This is a genomic window from Streptomyces sp. 6-11-2, assembly GCF_006540305.1.
In the GTDB taxonomy this organism is placed as follows: Bacteria; Actinomycetota; Actinomycetes; order Streptomycetales; family Streptomycetaceae; genus Streptomyces.
Genome location: NZ_BJOR01000001.1, coordinates 547,543 through 566,733, shown reverse-complemented (window position 1 = coordinate 566,733; position 19,191 = coordinate 547,543). Strand labels below are relative to the sequence as shown.

At 74.1% G+C, this 19,191-nt stretch carries 20 protein-coding genes; 9 read left to right on the top strand and 11 right to left on the bottom strand.

What is annotated here, in order from left to right; translation table 11 throughout:
- The first annotated feature begins 57 nt into the window (after nt 1–57).
- Nucleotides 58–1,524 (top strand): sialate:H+ symport family MFS transporter, encoded by a 1,467-nt coding sequence (locus TNCT6_RS02630; RefSeq protein WP_141365987.1) that lies wholly within the window; start codon nt 58–60, stop codon nt 1,522–1,524.
- A gap of 58 nt (nt 1,525–1,582) precedes the next feature.
- On the opposite strand, the gene TNCT6_RS02625 is transcribed toward TNCT6_RS02630, so the two are convergent.
- Genes TNCT6_RS02625 through TNCT6_RS02610 form a run of 4 tightly spaced genes read right to left on the bottom strand, consistent with a single transcriptional unit; the run spans nt 1,583 to nt 5,629 of the window.
- Nucleotides 1,583–2,110: an NUDIX hydrolase family protein gene (locus tag TNCT6_RS02625; RefSeq protein WP_172633172.1), complete on the bottom strand. Its 528-nt coding sequence runs from the start codon at nt 2,108–2,110 to the stop codon at nt 1,583–1,585.
- Between the two features lie 34 nt (nt 2,111–2,144).
- Nucleotides 2,145–3,359 (bottom strand): amidohydrolase family protein, encoded by a 1,215-nt coding sequence (locus TNCT6_RS02620; RefSeq protein ID WP_141356153.1) that lies wholly within the window; start codon nt 3,357–3,359, stop codon nt 2,145–2,147.
- Entirely contained in the window at nt 3,359–4,762 is a 1,404-nt protein-coding gene (locus tag TNCT6_RS02615; RefSeq protein ID WP_141356151.1) for a glutamine synthetase family protein, read from the bottom strand. The genes TNCT6_RS02620 and TNCT6_RS02615 overlap by 1 nt, the downstream gene beginning before the upstream one ends.
- A 54-nt stretch (nt 4,763–4,816) precedes the next feature.
- On the bottom strand, nt 4,817–5,629 hold the full coding sequence (locus TNCT6_RS02610; RefSeq protein WP_141356149.1) for an SAM-dependent methyltransferase: 813 nt from the start codon (nt 5,627–5,629) through the stop codon (nt 4,817–4,819).
- Nucleotides 5,630–5,998: 369 nt separating this feature from the next.
- Between TNCT6_RS02610 and TNCT6_RS02605 the strand changes: the two genes are divergently transcribed.
- Entirely contained in the window at nt 5,999–6,883 is an 885-nt protein-coding gene (locus TNCT6_RS02605) for a Cof-type HAD-IIB family hydrolase (RefSeq protein WP_141356147.1), read from the top strand.
- A 70-nt stretch (nt 6,884–6,953) separates the two neighbouring features.
- On the opposite strand, the gene TNCT6_RS02600 is transcribed toward TNCT6_RS02605, so the two are convergent.
- The 4 genes from TNCT6_RS02600 to TNCT6_RS02585 form a co-directional block, all read right to left on the bottom strand.
- Nucleotides 6,954–7,703: a DUF3566 domain-containing protein gene (locus tag TNCT6_RS02600; protein ID WP_141356145.1), complete on the bottom strand. Its 750-nt coding sequence runs from the start codon at nt 7,701–7,703 to the stop codon at nt 6,954–6,956.
- A gap of 79 nt (nt 7,704–7,782) precedes the next feature.
- Nucleotides 7,783–8,331, bottom strand: a complete 549-nt coding sequence (locus TNCT6_RS02595) for a hypothetical protein (protein WP_141356143.1) — start codon at nt 8,329–8,331, stop codon at nt 7,783–7,785.
- Between the two features lie 190 nt (nt 8,332–8,521).
- Nucleotides 8,522–9,004: a Dps family protein gene (locus TNCT6_RS02590; RefSeq protein ID WP_141356141.1), complete on the bottom strand. Its 483-nt coding sequence runs from the start codon at nt 9,002–9,004 to the stop codon at nt 8,522–8,524.
- A 202-nt stretch (nt 9,005–9,206) separates the two neighbouring features.
- A complete protein-coding gene (locus TNCT6_RS02585) occupies nt 9,207–10,013 on the bottom strand; it encodes an alpha/beta fold hydrolase (protein ID WP_141356139.1) in 807 nt (268 codons plus the stop codon).
- Nucleotides 10,014–10,076: 63 nt separating this feature from the next.
- On the opposite strand from TNCT6_RS02585, the gene TNCT6_RS02580 reads away from it, so the two are divergent.
- Complete coding sequence (locus TNCT6_RS02580; RefSeq protein WP_141356137.1) at nt 10,077–10,850, top strand: sulfite exporter TauE/SafE family protein; 774 nt, start codon at nt 10,077–10,079, stop codon at nt 10,848–10,850.
- Between the two features lie 60 nt (nt 10,851–10,910).
- Here the strand turns inward: TNCT6_RS02580 and TNCT6_RS39705 are convergent, their stop codons facing one another.
- On the bottom strand, nt 10,911–11,066 hold the full coding sequence (locus TNCT6_RS39705) for a hypothetical protein (protein WP_172632780.1): 156 nt from the start codon (nt 11,064–11,066) through the stop codon (nt 10,911–10,913).
- A gap of 302 nt (nt 11,067–11,368) precedes the next feature.
- Here TNCT6_RS39705 and TNCT6_RS02575 point away from each other — a divergent pair, with 302 nt between their 5' ends.
- Both TNCT6_RS02575 and TNCT6_RS02570 read left to right on the top strand, forming a co-directional pair.
- Nucleotides 11,369–12,505 (top strand): serine/threonine-protein kinase, encoded by a 1,137-nt coding sequence (locus tag TNCT6_RS02575; RefSeq protein ID WP_253266005.1) that lies wholly within the window; start codon nt 11,369–11,371, stop codon nt 12,503–12,505.
- A 97-nt stretch (nt 12,506–12,602) separates the two neighbouring features.
- Nucleotides 12,603–13,073 (top strand): RpiB/LacA/LacB family sugar-phosphate isomerase, encoded by a 471-nt coding sequence (locus tag TNCT6_RS02570; RefSeq protein ID WP_141356133.1) that lies wholly within the window; start codon nt 12,603–12,605, stop codon nt 13,071–13,073.
- A 22-nt stretch (nt 13,074–13,095) separates the two neighbouring features.
- Here the strand turns inward: TNCT6_RS02570 and TNCT6_RS02565 are convergent, their stop codons facing one another.
- Nucleotides 13,096–14,163, bottom strand: coding sequence for a glycosyltransferase (locus tag TNCT6_RS02565; RefSeq protein ID WP_141365984.1), 1,068 nt, complete (start codon nt 14,161–14,163; stop codon nt 13,096–13,098).
- 299 nt (nt 14,164–14,462) lie between these two features.
- On the opposite strand from TNCT6_RS02565, the gene TNCT6_RS02560 reads away from it, so the two are divergent.
- The 4 genes from TNCT6_RS02560 (at nt 14,463) to TNCT6_RS02545 (ending at nt 18,392) form a co-directional block, all read left to right on the top strand.
- The gene (locus TNCT6_RS02560; protein ID WP_141356131.1) at nt 14,463–15,311 is read left to right on the top strand and encodes an SDR family oxidoreductase; all 849 of its coding nucleotides are present in this window, start codon (nt 14,463–14,465) and stop codon (nt 15,309–15,311) included.
- A gap of 8 nt (nt 15,312–15,319) precedes the next feature.
- Complete coding sequence (locus TNCT6_RS02555) at nt 15,320–16,339, top strand: DMT family transporter (protein ID WP_141356129.1); 1,020 nt, start codon at nt 15,320–15,322, stop codon at nt 16,337–16,339.
- 64 nt (nt 16,340–16,403) lie between these two features.
- Complete coding sequence (locus tag TNCT6_RS02550) at nt 16,404–17,159, top strand: polysaccharide deacetylase family protein (protein WP_253266004.1); 756 nt, start codon at nt 16,404–16,406, stop codon at nt 17,157–17,159.
- 429 nt (nt 17,160–17,588) lie between these two features.
- Entirely contained in the window at nt 17,589–18,392 is an 804-nt protein-coding gene (locus TNCT6_RS02545; RefSeq protein ID WP_141356125.1) for a cobalt-precorrin-6A reductase, read from the top strand.
- Here TNCT6_RS02545 and cobF read toward each other — a convergent pair.
- On the bottom strand, nt 18,334–19,122 hold the full coding sequence (gene cobF, locus TNCT6_RS02540; protein ID WP_141356123.1) for a precorrin-6A synthase (deacetylating): 789 nt from the start codon (nt 19,120–19,122) through the stop codon (nt 18,334–18,336). The two genes, TNCT6_RS02545 and cobF, sit on opposite strands and share 59 nt — an antisense overlap.
- Between the last annotated feature and the right edge of the window lie 69 nt (nt 19,123–19,191).

Genomic DNA, 19,191 nt, shown 5'->3' with positions numbered 1-19,191 from the left:
CGCTTTTACCTTCCGACGGTGCTCGACGACGAGTCCGTCCGGCATCCTGGAGCAACCGTGCACCACACCGCGTCATCCAAGCCGCCCTGGTTCCGCCAGGTGGGCCGCAGTCAGTGGAAGTCGTTCTTCGCCGCCTGGATCGGCTACGTCCTCGACGGCTTCGACTTCGTCCTGATCACCCTGGTCCTCACCGAGATCAGCGCCGACTTCCACCTCGACACCCTCCAGGCGGCGAGCCTGGTCTCCGCCGCGTTCATCACGCGGTGGCTCGGCGGCGCGCTCCTCGGTGCCCTCGGTGACCGCTTCGGGCGGAAGCTGTCGATGGTGGTCAGCATCCTGCTGTACTCGCTGGGCACCTTCGCCTGCGGATTCGCCTGGGACTACACCAGCCTGTTCGTCGCCCGGCTCGCCATCGGCATGGGCATGGCCGGCGAATACTCGTCCAGCGCCACCTACGTCATGGAGAGCTGGCCGGTGCACATGCGCAACCGGGCCAGCGGCTTCCTGATCTCCGGCTACTCCGTCGGCACGGTGCTGGCCGCCCAGGTCTACAAGTGGGTCGTGCCGTCGCTCGGCTGGCGCTGGATGTTCTACCTCGGCCTGATCCCCGTCCTGGTCGCGCTGTGGATGCGTCGCGCGCTGCCCGAGGCCGCCGACTGGAAGGCCTCGGTCGCCGAGCGGGAGCAGCGGCCCAACCCCTTCCGCCCGCTGTTCACCACCCGGTCCAGGGCCACCGTCAACGTGGTGCTCGCGGTGGCGGCCACCGTCTCGCTGTTCGCCGTCTTCACCCCGCTCGGCGACGGTCTCGTGCCGGTGCTGTCGGTGCTCGCCGGGGCCTGTCTGATCGCCTTCGCCGTGCAGCTGGGCGGCCGCCGCGGCTGGCTGCTGTACGTGTCGATGATCGTCACGATCTTCTTCGCGTTCCTGTACTCCTGGCCCATCCAGGCGCTGCTGCCCACCTATCTGAAGACCGACCTGGGCTACGACGCCGGGCAGGTCACCGACGCGCTCTACTACGCGGGCTTCGGCACGATGGCCGGCTGCTGGCTGGCCGGGTTCATGGGCGACTGGATCGGCACCAGGAAGGCGTACGCCCTCACCCTGCTGGCCTCACTGGCCTTCGTCTTCCCGGTCTTCGCGGTGCGCGACAGCCTGCCGCTGCTCGGCGTGCTGCTGTTCGCGCTGCAGGCCACCAGCTTCGGCATCTCCGGCCTGCTGCCCCGGTACATCGGCGGTCACTTCCCGACCCACACCCGGGCCGCCGCGCTGGGCTTCACCTACAACGTGGGCGCCCTGGGCGGCGCCGTGGCCCCCGTCCTCGGCGCCCGCCTCGCCTCCGGCATGGACCTGGGCCACGCGCTGGCCGTCCTTACCTTCGCCGGGACGATGATCGTCGTGGTCCTCGTCGGCTTCGACGTGCCGGGACGGCTGGGCCGGCTCCTCGACCCGGACGGTCCGGCCGACCACCTCGTGACGGAGGACGACCGTGGCCCGGCCCCGGCCGCCCGTGCGACCGCCGGATAGCCGGCCATGCCGGGGAGGGCGCCGCCGGTGATGCCGGAGGCGCCCTTCGCGGCACCCGTCAGTACGCGTGACCCACGTGGGCCAGCGCCTGCTTGAGCAGCACCCCGTGCCCGCCCGGCATCTCGCTCTGCAGCGCGGCGGAGGCCGCCTCCTGCGGGCTGAACCACACCAGGTCCAGCGCGTCCTGCCGGGGACGGCAGTCGCCGGCGACCGGCACGATGTAGGCCAGCGACACGGCGTGCTGACGCGGGTCGTGGTACGGCGTGATACCGGCCGTCGGGAAGTACTCGGCGACGGTGAACGGCTGGAGGGACGCCGGCACCCGGGGCAGCGCCACCGGGCCGAGGTCCTTCTCCAGATGGCGCAGCAGGGCGTCCCGCACGCGCTCGTGGTGCAGCACCCGGCCGGAGACTAGGGTCCGGCTGACCGTTCCGTCCGGTCCGATGCGCAGCAGCAGGCCGATACTGGTCACTTCGCCACTGTCGTCGACGCGCACCGGCACCGCCTCGACGTACAGGATCGGCATGCGGGCGCGTGCCGACTCCAGCTCGTCCGTGGTCAGCCAACCGGGCGTGGTTTCGGTCATGTCAGACATCGCTTGATCATACTTTCAGTGGTGCTCAATGGGGGAGTTCGGTAGCAGGGAGATCGGTGGGGTCAGCGGGGTCGTCGAGGTCGGTGGGGCCGGTGAATCCGTAGACCCGCCGGGCGTTGTCCCGCCCGGCCCAGCGGGCGATCCGCAGCGCGTCCGCCGGGCTCAGCTCGTCGGCGTCCACCCGCTCCCGCAGCAGCCCGGCCAGGCCCTGCCGGAAGGCCACGGCGCCCAGGTGGTGGAACTCGGCCAGACCGTAGGCGTCGGAGCTGTACAGCAGCTTGCGGAACGGCGTGATCTCCAGGGCCTCGGCCAGGACCGCCCGGGCCCGGGCGGGACCCACGTGGTGCAGTGCCAGACCGACGTCGAGGTACACCCCCTCGAACACGGCGGCCAGATAGGCGGCCTGGCGCTGGTAGGGCCAGCAGTGCAGCAGCAGGACCGGGATCGTGCCGGCGGTCAGGTGCAGCCAGTCGGTCAGAAGGGCGGGGTCCGCGCGGTGCAGGCGGATGTCGCTGTCGCCGAACCCGGTGTGCAGCTGCAGGGGCAGACCGAGGTCGACGGCCGTCCACAGCAGATGCCGTACGAGCACCGGGTCGTCGAGACGGTCGCCCGCGCGGGCGAGCAGGCCGGCCGCCGCCCGCGCGACCTCCTCCCGCGAGGGGCGTGCCGGGTCCAGGCCGAAGCCGGTGCGGTAGGCGGCCACCGACTTCACCGCGACCACGCCCGGCCGCCGCACGGCGTCCTGCGCGGCCGCACGGAAGGCGGCGCCGTACTCGCCGGGCTCGACGCCCCCGGCCGCCACGGCCTCCGCGACGCGCTCCAGCCGTACGACCTCGTACGCCACCGCGCCGCCGCCCGCGGCGCCGGCCAGCTCCCGCGCAGTGGTGCCGGGCTCGGGAGCGAAGCCGGTGTCGACGCAGAAGACGGCCGTGCCGCAGGTGCCGAGGAAGCGCCGGTTGACCTCCGCCGCGCCCAACTCGGCCCGGCGGGCCAGGTACACCTCGGCGGACGCGTGGCGCGGCAGGTCCAGGACCGGGGCGCAGTGCCGGCGCACGGCCACACCGACCGGGCTGTCGAACGGCGAGATGCCGCTGCCGGGCCACACCTCGCCCTCGGTGAGCAGGGACTCGAAGCCGGTCCGGTCCAGGTCGGCGGTGACGACCCCGTGGCAGTGGTGGTCCACGAGCGGCAGCGCCGCCAGCGCCTCGTGGACCGCTCCGGCCCCGGCCGACGCGCTCATCAGTACGTCCAGCGGTACGCCGCCGCGACCTGCTCGTCGTCCAGCCCCTCGACGGCCGCGATCTCGCCCTGCCGCACGGCGGTCACCGCGTCGGCGAGCACCGGTCCGAGAGCCGTGCGCAGCAGGTCGTCCCCGCGGAACGCGCCGACCGCCTCCGCCAGCGAGACCGGCAGGCGCCGTACGCCCCGGGCCGCCGCCTCCGCCTCGCCGAACCGGGCCGGGTCCCCGGTGATCTCCTCGGGCAGGGACGCGGACGACGCCATCCCGTCCAGTCCGGCGGCGATCAGACAGCCCAGCGCCAGGTACGGGTTGGCCGCGAGGTCGACCGGTTTGACCTCCAGGTTGGCCGCCCGCGCGCCCTGCCCCCGGGTCCCGGTGATCACGCGCAGCGCGGCCTCGCGGGTCTCCCGGCCCCAGGCGGTGAACACCCCGGCCCACTGGGAGGGCTTGAGCCTGAGATAGCTGGACGGGCTCGGCGCGGTCACCGCCGTCAGCGCGGGCAGGTGGGCGAGGAGACCGGCCGTGAAGGACTCGGCCTCGGCCGTCATGCCGTGGCGGCCGTCGCCCCCGGAGTGCAGGTTGGTCCCGTCGCGCCAGGCCGAGAGGTGCACATGGCCACCGTTGCCCACGCCCCGCGCGAGGACGGCCGGCGCGAAGGAGACCTTCAGCCCGTGCCGCCGGGCCACGGCCCGTACGGTCTGCCGCACCAGCACGCTGCGGTCGGCCGCCGCCACCGGGTCCAGCGCGCCGACGGACACCTCGAACTGCCCGGCCGCGTACTCGGGGTGGAACTGGTCCACGTCCACGCCCTGCGCCGCGAGGGCCGCCAGCAGATCGGCGGCGCAGTCGCTCAACTCCACCTGCCGGACGGCCCCGTACGCCGGACCCGACACCGCGGGCTCGAACTCGCCGCCGGGCGCGTTTCCTTGGCCCACGGCCCACTCGACCTCGATGGCCGCCTCGAAGGTGAGGCCGTGGCGCCGCTCGGCGTCGGCGGTGATCCGGCGCAGGAACGTACGGCTGCACCCGGGATGGCGCTCACCCTCCTGCGTGATCCGGTCGACCGGGGCCCAGGCCCAGCCGGGCTGCCCCGACAGGACCACCAGGTGGTCCAGGTCGGGGTAGAGCCGCAGATCGCCGTCGGGGGAGCCGAGGACGTCGGTGGTGACGATCGAGTCGTGCGCCAGGAAGGTGTCGAACACCGGGGACATGCCCGCTCCCCAGGCCGCCGCCGAGGGGAGCTTGGCCGTCGGCACCGTCTTGACCCGGGCGATCCCCGCGGTGTCGACGTAGGCCAGCACGACTCCGTGTACGCCCCGCCCGGCGAGTTCGCCGCTGAGCGTGGTGGCCCGCTCGACGTCACCGGGACGCCCGCCGGGGACGGGGTCGGCAAGGGTGGTCATAGTCCTCCTCGACGGGCTCGACTCGGGCGAACCGGCGGCCGGGTACCGCCCGCGTCAGGGTTTCACGGCGACCGCGCCGAACTGCGGTACCGCGGCGGGGGAGTCGCCGTCCGGGCGCCACCGCGAGCACGGCACCAGGCCCGGCTCGACCAGGTCCAGGCCGTCGAGGAAGGCGGCCACCTCGGCACGGGAGCGGGCGGTGATCGGCGGTGTGGCGTTGGCGTTCCAGAACTCCATCGCCGGGACGTTGCCCTCGCCGCCGAGGTCGGCGTCGTAGGTGGGGTGCGTCAGCACCAGGAAACTGCCCGAGGGGACCGCGGCCATGACGCGGCGGACGATGTCGCGCGCCTCGTCGGTGTCCAGGACGAAGTTCAGGATGCCCAGCATCATCACCGCGACGGGCCGGCCGAAGTCGAGCGTCGCGGAGGCACGCTCGACGATGGCCTCCGGGGCGTGCACATCGGCCTCGATGTAGGCGGTGGCGCCCTCGGGGGTGCTGGTCAGCAGCGTGCGGGCGTGCGTGAGGACGACCGGGTCGTTGTCGACGTACACGATCCGCGCGTCCGGGGCGATCCGCTGGGCCATGTCGTGGGTGTTGTCGACCGTCGGCAGCCCGGTGCCGACGTCGAGGAACTGGCGCACCCCGCGCTCGGCGGTCAGGTGGCGGACCGCCCGTCCGAGGAACTCGCGGTCGCCGCGGGCCACGTCCCGGATCACCGGGAACATCCCGGCGACGTGCTCGCCCACCTGCCGGTCGACCTCGTAGTTGTCCTTGCCGCCGACCCAGTGGTTCCACACGCGCGCGTTGTGCGCCACCGTGGTGTCCAGCCTCGGCGACCCGTCCGGCGGGGTGTGGCTCTCGCTCACGTCTGCACTCCTGGTTCGTCGCGTGCCGTCTCGTGACTGCCGTGGCCGTGGTCGCGCCCTGCCCGCGGCCGACGCCGCCATTGTGCCGCCCGGTGATCACCGTGTCCGGGAATCGGCCGAACCCGGCCGGCCGGGAAGACCGCCGGACCCGGGCCCCGGGCGGCCCCGGACCTGGTCGGGCAAAACCCCTGCCAGGCGGCCCCGGTAGGCTGGCGGGGCCGTGGCGTCACCGCGGCGGCGCGGCCCGACCGACCCGGCTGACGACGTCCCGGAGCCGGTACGGCGTCGACCACCGCCCCCGCGCACGGCAACGGAGCCGGCGCCCCACCACCCGGGGCGCGCCCGCCGCGCCCGCCACGGAAAACGGACATGCCCAGCACACCCTCGCCCCTGCTCACCACCCCCGAACCCGCCCCGGAAACCGTCACGGGCCCCGCCGGCATACGGCTGATCGTCACCGACATGGACGGCACGCTCCTGGACGACGCCAAGCGACTCCCGGCCGGACTGTGGCCGACCCTGGCCGAGCTGCGCCGCCGCGGCGTGCTGTTCAGCCCCGCGAGCGGCCGCCAGTACGCCACGCTGGCCGAGCAGTTCGCCGGCCACGACGAGGGCATGGTGTTCATCGCGGAGAACGGCACCTATGTCGTCCGGGACGGCGTGGAGCTGAGCTCCGACCCCCTGGACCCGGCCGTCGCGGCCCGCCTCGTCGGAGCCGTACGGGAACTCGTCGCGCAGGGCGTGGACGTGGGCGCCGTGGTCTGCGGCAAGCGGTCGGCCCATGTGGAGCGGACCGACGAGGCCTTCCTGGCCGAGGTCCGCAAGTACTACGTACGGCACAGGATCGTGCCGGACGCGGCTGCCGTCGACGACGACATCATCAAGGTGGCCCTGTTCGACTTCGGGTCGGCCGAACGGACCACCGCCCCGGCGCTGGCGCCGTTCGCCGCCACCCACCAGGTCGTCGTCTCGGGCGAGCACTGGGTCGACGTGATGAACCGCACCGCCGACAAGGGCGCCGCGCTGCGCCGGCTCCAGCGGGATCTGGGGATCACGCCTGCCCAGACCCTGGTGTTCGGCGACTACCTCAACGACCTGGAGATGCTGGACGCCGCCGAGTGGTCGTTCGCCATGGCCAACGCCCACCCCGAGGTCATCGGCCGGGCCCGCCACCTGGCCCCCTCCAACAACGACAACGGCGTACTGCGCACCATCGCGCGCCTGTTGCACCTGCCGCCCGGCCTCGGCGGCTGACCGCCGGCTGACCGTCGGGTGTTCGGAGCCGGGGGGAGTCCCGGCCGTCGGCAGCGGGGAGCCCGGATCGTCAGCCGGGAGTGGTCTCCTCGACCCGGGTGTCCGGGTCGTCCCGGTCCCTGCGGTCGCGGTCGTCCTGGCCGTGACCGTGGCCGTCGTCCGGGCCGGGCCGGCTGTTCGCGTCCTGCCGAGTGTCGCACCGGCTGTCCTGCCGACTGCCCTGCCGAGCGGTCCGCCAGTCCCCGGCCCGGCCGCGCAGCCGCCGCCACGCGTCGCCGCAGCGGTCGGCGAACTCGACGTAGCGCGCTCCGCAGCCGGGCGGCGGGAATCCCAGGCGGTCCTGGAGACGGTGGTACGCACGGCCGACGTCCGGCAGCAGATCGGGCCGGCCTTCGCGGACCATCGCCGGGTCGTCGGCCAGCGTCAGATGGACACCCCCGGCGTACTGCGAGGACATGTTGTAGAGGAACGCGCCCAGGGTCGCCATGGCCGTGCCCAGGACGACCTCCAGGGTGACGACACCGGCGGCGATGACGAGCGTCCAGCCGAAGGAGGGCCAGGCTTCCGGGTCCATCGCGGTGAGCATGGCCCAGACGAGCACCATGGTGACGAGCACGCAGGCACCGAGTCCCAGCAGCACCAGACAGCTCATCGACATCACCGACCAGGGATCGGCCCGCGCTACGCGCATGCGTATCGCGGACGGCCCCGGTCCCGCCGCCTGGCTCCGCACGGACCGGTCCTGGACCCCGCACTGCTGCGGGGCGGGGTCCTGCCCGGAGGCCTCGGCGCCGCGCTCCTGGTGCTCGGCTGGGCTCATGCCTTGCTCCTCACAGTGGGTGCGACCGCCCTGCGCGGCGTGCGTGACGGCGGCCGGGCCGTGGTGGGCGGTGCGGGAATCAGGCGCTGGCGCCGCCGTGGCGTGCGGCCGCGGCGACGATGTGGTGCCGCGTGACACGGCCGATCTCGTGCCAGAACGGCTTCGCCGTCAGGTAGGCGCCCAGCACGGAGATGACTCCGAGGGAGACGTCGACGCTGATCCGGCCCTGCTTGGCCCAGTAGACGTCGCGGAGATCCAGCAGGAGTGCGAACTCGTCGCAGATCAGGGCCGTGCCGCAGCCATAGGCGGCCGCGACGGCGGGGTGCCCGACCGCGCGTTCGTCACCGCGTACGGCGATCAGGCCCACCCCGGCGAGGGTGGCGATGCCGAGGTTGTAGTGGTGCAGGTGCTCGCCACCGGCGGAGATGCCCCCCCAGGGCAGCCAGCCGCCCCGGATGCCGTGCGTGATGACGCGGACGGTGCCGAAGGTGACCCCGAAGGAGATCCACGTGATCAGCAACGACCGTCGCAGCTGGGTCAGATGCCGGTCCGCCGTCTCGTGCCACCTGCTGACGAGCAGCGGCCGGTCCCGGTCCCGGTCGCGGCGGCGTGCTTCGGTGAGTCTCATTGGCTGACCGGCCTCCCACGCCGAACCGACACCCGCGGACGGAGTCGGGGCCGTCCCGGACACCGCCGTTGGTGTGCGCTCTCGACGTTAGGCGCGGCGCTCCCGTCCCGCATGCCCGCCGCCGCGGGACGGGGCCGCTCGGGTGACGGCGGTACGCGCGCCGGCCCGGCGGCCTGCCACCGGGCGGTGCTCAGCCGCGCTCGCTCACGTTCTCGGCGGCGAACATCCAGCGATGCTTCTCCAGTTCGGCCGTGATCGTGATCAGCAGGTCCTGGGAGACCGGGTCGGGCTTCTCCGTCGCGTCGATGCGCTCGCGCAGCCGCTTGATGGCCGCCTCCAGGGACTCGACCATGACCTCGACGACCTCCGTGTCGCGCACCCAGCCGTCCTTGGGGCCGGGCAGGGTGAAGGCCGAGGCGATCGTTTCCGGGCGTCCGTCCGGCGGCAGGCCCAGCGCCGCGGCGCGCTCCGCTACCGTGTCGGCGAACTCGCGGGCCGCCGCCACCACTTCGTCGAGCTGGAGATGGATGGACCGGAACCGCGGTCCCACGATGTTCCAGTGCGCCTGCTTCCCGATCAGGGAGAGCCCGAGAAGGTCCACGAGAGTGCTCTGCAGCGCGTCCCCGGTGACCTGAAGGGCCGCTTCGGGGATCGTGCTCTTCACGACAGTCATACGGTGGTTCTCCTTGGGGAGTCGTCTCCGGGAGTCGTCCATGGCGGTACGGAGCGGTGCGATGCGTTCGGCCTCGCCGGTCCCGGCCGGTCCCACCCGCACCGCGCAACCACTCCATGGGGGCGCGAGTGCCCTCGTCGAAAGGGGGCAAACAACCGCCCCGCCCAGGTCGGACGCTCTTTCCCGGCCGGGAGACGGGCGCTCAGTGCGCGAGTACGCGGTCCAGGAACTCCGTCATGTCGGCGAACACCTCCGCGCGGTTCGTCTCCAGGAACACCTCGTGCCGGGCGTCCGGGTAGATCCGCTCGGTCAGCGCGCCGCCCAGCCGCTCGATCCCGGCCCGGCTCCCGCCGAGCGGGACCAGCCGGTCGTCGTCGCCGTGCAGCCACAGCACGGGCAGCTCCCCGACGTCGCCGCCCTCGGCGACGGCCTTCAGGGTTCGCGCGAACGCCTCGACCGTCGGCCGCTTCATCGGGCCGTGCCAGACGAGCGGGTCCGCCGCGTACGCCGCACCGACCGCCGTGTCCCGGGACAGCGCGGCCGGGCTGACCGGCGTGTCGGGGAGCTCGTCCAGGGCCAGCAGCCGGCCCGGCAGCTCCCAGGCGCCGATGACCGGCCCGGACAGCACGAGCGCGGCGAGTTCCGCGCCGTGGCGCTGGGCGTAGCGGGCGGAGATCAGCCCGCCCATGGAGTGGCCGATCAGCACGAGCGGCAGTCCGGGGTGCGCGGCACGGGCGAGATCCGCCACGGCGCGCACGTCGGTGACGACCTCCTCGAAGTCCTCGACCACCACGCGTTCGCCCGCCGACTTCCCGTGGCCCAGGTGGTCGGGGCCGTACACGGCCGCTCCGTGCGCGCCCAGTGCGCGGGCCGGCTCCTCGTAGCGGCCGGAGTGCTCGCCGTACCCGTGCACCACGAGGGCGACGTACCGCGGTCGCGGCTGCGGCCACTCGCGGACGGCGAGTGCGCCCCGGACACCGGTCAGGACGTGCTCGCGGACGTCGGCCATGGCTCCTCCAGGTGAGACGGTCCTTACGCCCCTCGGTTGTCAGGACATAACATCGGTCACCGCATGAACACGATGACGCTCTGGAACATATCCGGGTGGGGATTCGCCGCGCTCGCCTTCGCGGCCCTGCTCGTCGGCTTCTCGAAGACCGCCGTCAGCGGGGCCAACACGGTGAGCCTCGCCGTCTTCGCGGCCGTCCTGCCCGCCCGCGCCTCCACCGGGGTGCTGCTGCCGGTCCTGATCGCCGGCGATGTACTCGCCGTCCTCACCTACCGGCGGCACGCGCACTGGCCCACGCTGTGGCGGCTGTTCCCGGCGGTCGCGGCGGGGGTGGTCGTCGGCACCCTGTTCCTGATGTGGGCCGACGACGGGATCGTACGGACGTCGATCGGGGCGATCCTGCTGCTGATGGCGGGGGTGACGGTGTGGCGGCGCCGCAGCGCCGACCGGGGGGAGGAGCCGGACTCGGTCACCACCCGTCCGGGCCGTCTCAAGGCCCGCTTCTACGGCGTCCTCGGCGGGTTCACCACCATGGTCGCCAACGCGGGTGGCCCGGTGATGTCGCTGTACCTGCTGTCGGCGGGCTTCCGCAAGCTCGGCTTCCTCGGTACGTCGGCCTTCTTCTTCCTCATCGTCAACGTCTCCAAGGTGCCCTTCAGCGCCGGTCTCGGACTGATCGACGGCCGCTCGCTCCTGCTGGACGCCGTGCTGGTGGTCTTCGTCGTGCCCGGTGCGCTGCTCGGCAAGTGGGCGGTGCACCGCATCAACCAGCGGCTGTTCGAGCGGCTGGTGATCGCGGCCACCGTCGTGGGCGGCTTGCAACTGCTGCTGCGCTAGCCGGTCATCCGGTCGGGAGGTGTCAGGTCGGGAGGTCGTCCGGGTCGGGAGACCGTCCGGTCAGGAGGCCGCGCGGGCCAGCGCCGCGCGGAGGCGGTCGTAGCGCTCCACGTCCGCCATGTCGTCGGTGCGCCGCGGCCGTCCCGCGAGGAGGCCCCAGACGCTCGTCATGAACACCACCGCCAGGGGGATGAGCAGCCATGTAAGAGGGGTCACTGTTCGTCCTCTCCTTCCCGAGTCCTTCCCGAGTGGATCAGCCGGGTAGGGCGACGATGACATACGTGATCAGCTCTACATATTTGTGCGACGGGCGACTCCGTGCTTTTCACTCGGAGGGCCCCGGTCCGAAACTCGGAAGGTTTCTTGTCCGGACAATCCGCCCGGGAGGGCCGCGCAGGGGTCGGGAGCACCCTGAGTGATCGTTAAGATGAGGCGCGGTTGCCGCGATCCGTATGCGCTGCCCGGCTGCTGCCGCGCCCGCTGCGGAGAGTGGTCGTGAGGGCGGGACTTCGGGGATCTTGAGGGCGGGGCTACGGGTGCTGGTGGCGGGGCGGTACCGGCTGCAGACGGTCATCGGGCGCGGCGGAATGGGCGAGGTCTGGCGGGGCCTCGACGAGGTGCTCGGCAGACCGATCGCGGTCAAACTGCTGCTGAACGACGGGTCGGACGCCTCCGCCGAGGCCCGGTTCAGACTGGAGGCGCAGACCTCGGCCCGGCTGAACCATCCGCACGTGGTCGGGACGCTCGACTTCGGCGCCTGGGAGGACCGCTGCTTCCTCGTCATGGAACTCATCGAGGGCGACAGCCTGGCCGGTGAACTGACCGCCGGCGGCCCGCTCTCACCGGAACGTCTGGCCCAGGTGGCCCAGCACTCCGCCGAGGGCCTCGCCGCGGCGCACGCCCAGGGCATCGTGCACCGGGACGTCAAACCCGGCAACCTGCTCAGCGACCACCAGGGCACCGTCCGCATCGCCGACTTCGGCATAGCCCGCTTCGTCGACGACCCCTCGGGCGCGCTCACCACCACCGGGCAGATCGTCGGCACCGGTCTCTACCTGGCGCCCGAACGGGCCATCGGCACCCCGGCGAGCGCGGCCTCCGACATGTACTCACTGGGCTGCGTGCTCTACCACCTGTCCGTCGGCTCCCCGCCCTTCGAGGCGTCGACCGCGACCGCGCTGCTCTACCAGCACGTCGACTCCTCGCCCGTACCGCCGCACCAGCGTGGCGCGGCGCTGCCGCCCGCCTTCGAGGCGTACCTGCTGAGCATGCTGGCCAAACGGCCCGAGGAACGGCCCACGGCCCGGCAGGCGGCGGACTGGTTCGCGGGCGGCGCGTGGCGTGGCGTTCCGGAACCGCTTCCCCCGGAGCAGTGGGACGGGGGCGGGGGACGCGGACAGCACCGCGGTCCGAGCCAGCGGGGCACGGCTCCCGCGCACCGCCGCGCCGCCGCCGCTCCCGTCCCCGCTCGCGCCGGCGTCGCGTCGGGGGCCGCGGGCATGGACTCCGGCTGGAACACCAGCGTGCACCGGGTGCCCGCGCGCCGACCCGGAGTGCGCTCCTCGCTGCGCCGCCACTCCCGTGCCGCCGCCGTCGTGGGCGGCGCCGTCCTCTTCGTCTCCGCGCTGCTCCTCGGGATGGCGTGGTTCTCCTAGACACGCCCGCGGGTGGACGACCCCGCGCGCTCGGTCGCCGGCCGGAGCGGGCGGGCGCCCCTGGAGTCCGGACGGCGCGCTGAGTAGTCTCCGGCACATGCGGATCTCCGTCTCCTCGGACATGGCCGAACCCGTCGCCCGCTCGCTCGTCGCCCTGCTGCGCGAGCGCGGGCACGAGGTGGTGACCCACGGTGCGCTGCGCCCCGGGGACGACCCCCAGTGGGCGGCGTGCTCGGCCGCCGCGGCCCGTGACGTCGCCGAGGGACGGGCCGACCAGGCCGTTGTGTGCTGCTGGACCGGCACGGGCGCGTCCATCGCCGCGAACAAGGTGCCCGGCGTACGGGCCGCTCTGTGCACCGACGCCTACACGGCGGACGGAGCACGCCGCTGGAACGACGCCAATGTGCTCGCGCTCGGCCTGCGGCTGACCTCCGAACCGCTGCTCAAGGAGATCCTCGACGCCTGGTTCGCCGCCGCGCCGAGCGAGGACACCGAGGACCGCGAGAACGTCGCCCGCGTAGGACGCCTGGACCTTCGGCGGGACGAGACCCGGGGCGACCGGCCCTGAGAAGCCCCCGGAGGGGCAGGGCCTAGGAAGGGCGGCTCGCCCCCGCGGCCCGTACGACCAGGTCGAGCGGGTCCTGCCGGAAGAGGGCACGCCCGGCCGCGATCCGTTCCTCACGTGGCGCGCCCGGCGCCGTGAGGCGGGTCAGGGCGCGCAGCAGGGCATCCGGGTCGGGTGCGTGGTCGCAGACGCCGAGGGCCGCCATACGGCGCAGCCCCTCCGCGCCGTGTCCGGGCAGCGGGCGGTGACCGACGACGGGCAGGCCCGCGGCGAGCGCCTGTACCGCGGTCTGCCCGGCCGCGTTGTCCACCAGGGCGGCACACGCGTGCAGCAACTCCGGCATGTCCGTCACCCAACCGGGGGTGAGGACACCGGGCGTCGCGGACAGGGCGCGGCGCAGCCGTTCGTTGCGTCCGCAGAGCACGACCGGCAGGAAACCGTGCGCGGCGAGCAGCCGGGCCGTGTCGGCCAGCCGGCTGCCGGCTCCCCAGGCGCCCGCGGAGACCAGCACCGCGGGCCGCCCGCCGCCGTGCCGCTCCAGCCGGCGCCGCCACACGGCCGTCCCCGGTCCGGCGGCGAAGAACTCCGGTGCCACGACCGGACCGGTCGCCTCCGCCGCCCGGCCGGTGCCCCGCCGGACCTCCCGAGCGGTCTCGTCCGTGAGGCACACATGTAGGTCGTTGCCCGGATGCAGCCACTGACGGTGCGCCGCGAAGTCGACGACGACCACCGCGCTGGGCACCCGCAGCGCGCCGCGCGCCCGGAGGTGGCCGGTGAGCTGGGCGGCCAGATGGAAGACCGGCACGACGACATCGGGCCGCCACTCACCCACCAGGCTCAGCAGACGCCCACCGGCCAGCCGTGCCAGCGGGGTGCCGCTCGGGCGTGGCCGGGGGCCGGGCGCGAGGAACAGGTCGTAGATACCGGCGTAGACCCAGGGGGCCCGACGTACGACGGTCCGGTAGAAGCCGCGCAGGCCGCTTCCCAGACCGCCTGGCAGCAGGCCAAGCACGTCCACGACACGGGCCTCCTTGCCGGCGGCGCGGGCGCGGCGGACCAGTTCGGCGGCCACCGTGTCATGGCCCGACCCCATGCTCGCGGTCACCACGAGCAGCCGCTCCGCTTCCGGCGGGGACGTCGGGCTCGGCCGGGCGGGCGCGTGGCGCGTGCCGGGCTCGCGGGCGGCGGGCAGCGGTGGCGGCACGGACGATTCGGACGACACTGGAAGTGAGTAACCCTCACCCACCGCAGTCAAACGAACGGGCACACCCTTGGGCCCGTCCCACGTTTCGGGCACAGCCTCCGGGATACTTCACCAGCCCGGAGGCCGTCCCGTACCGCCGGGGCCGCACCGGCGGCCCTCGGTCCGTCCGATCCTCGAGGTGCGTCCCGATGTCCCACGCCCCCTCCCGCGTACGGTCCGGCTCCGGCACGCCGGTCGAGGCACCGGTGGCGCCAAGCGCCGCGCCCGGCCGGACCGGCGGTGCCGCGGCGCCGGGCGGGGGCGCGCTGGTGACCGGGGCCTCGTCCGGGATCGGCGCGGCCGTGGCACGGCGGCTCGCCGCGGAGGGCGGCTGGCGCCTGGTGCTCAACGGGCGCGACCGCGCCCGGCTGGAGGAGGTCGCCCGGGGCACCTCGGCCGTGGCCTTCCCGGCGGACCTGTCCGGCCAGGGCGCCGAGCGGCGACTGGCGGAGTTCGCGCTCGACAGCGTCGGCCGCGTCGACCTGCTGGTGGCGGGCGCGGGCATCGGGTGGGCCGGGCCGTTCAGCACCATGCCGCAGCCCGCCATCGACGAGCTGTTCGACGTCAACGTGCTGGCGACGCTGCGCCTGGTCCGGCTGCTGCTGCCCCAGATGATCAGGCAGGGCACGGGCCGCGTGGTCATCATCGGCTCCCTGGCGGGCACGGTCGGTGTCCGCGACGAGGCCGTCTACTCCGCCGCCAAGGCCGCGCTGGGCGCCTTCGCCGACGCCGTGCGCTACGAACTGCGCGGCACGGGGGTCGGCATCAGCCATGTGGTGCCCGGGGTGGTCGACACGCCGTTCTTCGACCGCCGCGGAGTGCCCTACCGGCGCTCCCGGCCCCGGCCCGTCCCGGCGAGCCGGGTCGCCGACGCGGTGTGGGAGGCGGTGTCGCGGGGCCGGGACGAGGTGTACGTCCCCGGCTGGACCCGGCTGCCGGGCCGGGTGCGCGGTGCCGCGCCCGCCCTGTACCGCCGCCTCGCCGCACGGTTCGGGTGACGCACGGGGTGAACGCGATCACCATCGTCCTCGCACTGTTCGCCGCGTGCGCCAACGCCGCGGCCTCGGTACTGATGAGGCGCGCGGCGACGGAGACGCCGGGGGGCGGGGGAGGGGGCGACCGGCGCACCGGCGGTACGGCGGGCGGGACGCCGGACCGGCGCGGGGAGGGCGGCGGCCCGGACCCCCCGGCGGCGGAGGGCGGACACGGACCGGTCGGCGCGCGTACGCCGCACGCCGTCAAGGTCAGGCGGCGGCGGTTCTGGCTGGCCGGGGCGGCCATGCTGGCCGTGTCCGCGGTGTTGCAGGCCGCGGCGCTGGCCGTCGGGAGCCTGTCACTCGTCCAGCCCCTGCTGGCGACCGAACTGCTGTTCACGCTGGCGATGGGCAGCGTCGTCTTCCGCCGGCGGCCGGCCCGGATCACCTGGCTGTCCTTCCTCGCCCTGGCCGCCGGACTGGCCGTCTTCCTCGGCGCCGCCTCGCCGTCCGCCGGACGCGACACGGCCGAGGCGGCGCGCTGGATCCCCGTCGGCGTCGCCCTGGCGTGCCTGGTGCTCCTGCTGATCGGCGTGGCGCGGCTGGTCAAGGGCCCGCCCCGGGCCGCCGTGCTCGGTCTGGCCTCGGCCGTGCTGTTCGCGGCGACGGCCGCCCTGCTCAAGGAGGTGACGGGCCTCTATGCGCAGGGCCTGGCCACGCTGTTGTCGAACTGGACGCCGTACGCCACGGCGATCACCGGGCTGGCCGCCTTCGGACTGCTCCAGTGCGCCTTCCGGGCGGGCACGCTCGTCGCCTCCCAGCCCGCCCTCACCCTCGGCGACGCCCTGACGAGCATGGCGCTGGGATGGGCGCTGTTCGGGGAACACATCGCCCTGGGCGTACGCATGGTGCCCGAGGCGATCGGTATCGGTCTGCTCGCGGCCGGGACGGTCGGTCTGTCCCGTTCCCCCGCCGTGTCGGGCAAGTGGGACGCGGAATCGGCGGTCGGCGCGGCCTCCGGTCCGGGAAGGGCGCAGGCGGAGCACCCGTGAGGCCATGAGCCCGAGGAGGAGCCGGCAGGTGGCGGGCAGAGCACCGGTGAGGAGGAGTCGGCAGGTGGCAGAGCCAAGCAGCCGTCCCGCGCGCACCGCGCTGGCGGCCCTCACGCCGGTGGCCGCCGTCGCGGCCGCCCACATCGTCCCGGCGGCCACCTGGCTGCCCCGCTTCCGGGCCCTGTGCTTCCCCGGCCTCGCCGGGACCGGCCGCCCCGACCACGTCGCACTGACCTTCGACGACGGCCCGGACCCGGCCTCCACGCCGCGCTTCCTGGACGAGCTGGACCGGCTCCACGTACGCGCCACGTTCTTCGTCCTGGGCGAGAGAGTGGCCCGCTTCCCCGGCCTCACCCGGCACATCGCGGACCGGGGACACGAGCTCGCCGTGCACGGCTGGACCCACAGCCGCCCCTGGCTGCCGGCTCCGGCCCGGGACGGCCGGGAGACCGCGCGGGCGGCCCGCGCCGTGCACGACACCACGGGCCTGCGGCCGCGGTGGTACCGCCCGCCCTACGGCATCCTCACCGCGGGCCGCTGGGCCGCCGCCCGGCGCGCGGGTCTGCGCCCCGTGCTGTGGACCGCCTGGGGCCGCGACTGGACGGCGGACGCGACCCCCGCCTCCGTCCGCACGACCGTCACCGCGGACCTGCGCGGCGGCGGCACGATCCTCCTGCACGACACCGACCACGCCTCCGCCCCCGACTCCTGGCAGGCAACCCTCGGCGCCCTGCCCGGCCTTCTCCACGTCTGCCACGACGCCGGCTGGTCGGTGGGCCCCCTGTCCGAACACGGCCTGCGCCGAGCCGGGCAGCGTTGAGCCCGCCCATCCGTTTCCCGGGACTCCCACGCCGACCACGCCTCAGCCTCTGGGCGCCTCGGGCCTGCTGCTCCGCGGCCGGGCGCCCGCCCGACGCGCGATGGACCGCGGGTCTTGAGGGCAAGCCTCGGAGCCGTAGCCGTAGCCGTAGCCGTAGCCGTAGCCGTAGCCGGGACGGCCGGGCCGATGGGCGTGCGGGCACGCTCGCCTCCGCGGCGCGCCGCGCCACGCAGCGCCGGTATGCGATGCCGCGCGCGGCGCGATGCCGAATCGCGGCAATCGCGGGTTCGAATCGGGGGTGATGCGCGCGCCGCACGCGCATGAGGCCACGCGCCGCACGCGGAGAGACCCGTCGCCCGGCGGGAGCTCGTGCCCTCGTCGCCGCACCCCGATGCCGTGCCCCGTCCGTCACCCCCTACGCTCGATGTCATGTCCTCGCACATCCTGGTTCTCGGTGGTACCGCCGAGGCCCGTGAACTGGCCACGGTGCTTGCGGCGCGGGACGAGGTGCGGGTGACCAGTTCGCTGGCGGGGCGGGTGACGCGGCCGGGGGCGCTCGACGGGGAGGTACGGGTCGGGGGGTTCGGTGGGGCGGAGGGGCTGGCCTCCTGGCTGCGCGAGCACCGCGTGGACGCAGTCGTCGACGCCACCCACCCCTTCGCCGAGGCGATCACGCGGAACGCGGCGCGGGCCGCGGCGGCGACCGGCGTACCCGTGGTGGTCCTGCGCCGGCCCGGATGGCGGCCGGGCCCCGGGGACCGCTGGCACCCGGTCCCCTCGCTGCACGCCGCGGCGGAGATGCTGCCGCGGCTCGGACGCCGGGCGTTTCTCACCACGGGACGGCTGGGCCTCTCCGCCTTCGCCCACCTGGCCGAGACGCGCTTCGTCGTACGGTCGGTCGAGCCGCCCGAGCCGCCGATGCCCCCGGACACACGGGTGGTGCTGGCCCGCGGGCCGTTCACCGTGGCCGGTGAGACAGAGCTGCTCAGGGAGCACCGCATCGACGTACTGGTGACCAAGGACAGCGGGGGAGCGGCCACCGCGGCCAAACTCTCGGCCGCGCGGGAACTCGGGCTGCCCGTCGTCGTCGTACGCCGTCCGCCGCTGTCCCCGGAGCTGACCGCCGTACCGGATGTCACGGCCGTGCTGGAACGCCTCGACCGGGTCGTCCGGCCTACTCCGCCCTCTCCGGCCGACCCTCGGGCTTGCGGCGCAGCAGATACGTGTCCATGATCCACCCCTTGCGCTCGCGTGCCTCGGCCCGCAGCCGCTCGATGCGTGGCGCGGCCTCGGCGATCGGGCCGGAGACGAGGATCTCGTCCGGGGTGCCTATGTAGGCGCCCCAGTAGATGTCGATGTCCTGGTCGGCGCAGTGCCGGAAGGCCTGGTGGGCGTCGAGCATCACCACCACGTCGTCCACGCCCTCCGGGAACCCCTCGGCCAGCCGCCGCCCGGTGGTGATCTGCACGGGCCGGGCGACCCGGTTCAGCCCCGTACGGTGCCGGGCGACCAGGGCCGAGACGCTGCTGATGCCGGGCACCACGTCGTACGCGAAGTCCACCGTGCCCCGCGCCAGCACCTCCTGGAGGATGCCGAGCGTGCTGTCGTACAGCGCCGGATCGCCCCACACCAGGAACGCGCCGGTCTCGTCCTCCCCCAGTTCCCCCGTGATCAGCCGCTCGTAGATGTCCGCGCGTGCGCTGCGCCAGTCGCCGACGGCGGGGGAGTAGGCGGAACCGCCCGCCGTTCGGTCCCGCTCCGGGTCACGCGCCTCCACCACGCGGTACGTCCCCTCCGGTATGTGCGTGCGAAGCATGTCCCGGCGCAGCTGCACGAGGTCCGACTTCGCCTCGCCCTTGTCGAGGACGAAGAACACGTCCGTGTCGCACAGCGCCCTGACAGCCTGGAGGGTGAGCTGGTCGGGGTCGCCCGCGCCGATGCCGATCACATGAATCTTTCGCACGCCCCGAGTCTGCCGTACGGCACTGACAACGCGTCCACCGGCGTCGCACCGACCGCCACCGGCACCGCT

Bases quoted from the DNA above. Each gene is read 5' to 3' on its own strand.
- TNCT6_RS02625 (WP_172633172.1), bottom strand. From the start codon at position 2,110: ATGACCGAAACCACGCCCGGTTGGCTGACCACGGACGAGCTGGAGTCG.
- TNCT6_RS02620 (WP_141356153.1), bottom strand. From the start codon at position 3,359: ATGAGCGCGTCGGCCGGGGCCGGAGCGGTCCACGAGGCGCTGGCGGCG.
- TNCT6_RS02615 (WP_141356151.1), bottom strand. From the start codon at position 4,762: ATGACCACCCTTGCCGACCCCGTCCCCGGCGGGCGTCCCGGTGACGTC.
- TNCT6_RS02605 (WP_141356147.1), top strand. From the start codon at position 5,999: ATGCCCAGCACACCCTCGCCCCTGCTCACCACCCCCGAACCCGCCCCG.
- TNCT6_RS02600 (WP_141356145.1), bottom strand. From the start codon at position 7,703: ATGAGCCCAGCCGAGCACCAGGAGCGCGGCGCCGAGGCCTCCGGGCAG.
- TNCT6_RS02595 (WP_141356143.1), bottom strand. From the start codon at position 8,331: ATGAGACTCACCGAAGCACGCCGCCGCGACCGGGACCGGGACCGGCCG.
- TNCT6_RS02590 (WP_141356141.1), bottom strand. From the start codon at position 9,004: ATGACTGTCGTGAAGAGCACGATCCCCGAAGCGGCCCTTCAGGTCACC.
- TNCT6_RS02585 (WP_141356139.1), bottom strand. From the start codon at position 10,013: ATGGCCGACGTCCGCGAGCACGTCCTGACCGGTGTCCGGGGCGCACTC.
- TNCT6_RS02580 (WP_141356137.1), top strand. From the start codon at position 10,077: ATGAACACGATGACGCTCTGGAACATATCCGGGTGGGGATTCGCCGCG.
- TNCT6_RS02570 (WP_141356133.1), top strand. From the start codon at position 12,603: ATGCGGATCTCCGTCTCCTCGGACATGGCCGAACCCGTCGCCCGCTCG.
- TNCT6_RS02565 (WP_141365984.1), bottom strand. From the start codon at position 14,163: ATGGGGTCGGGCCATGACACGGTGGCCGCCGAACTGGTCCGCCGCGCC.
- TNCT6_RS02560 (WP_141356131.1), top strand. From the start codon at position 14,463: ATGTCCCACGCCCCCTCCCGCGTACGGTCCGGCTCCGGCACGCCGGTC.
- TNCT6_RS02545 (WP_141356125.1), top strand. From the start codon at position 17,589: ATGTCCTCGCACATCCTGGTTCTCGGTGGTACCGCCGAGGCCCGTGAA.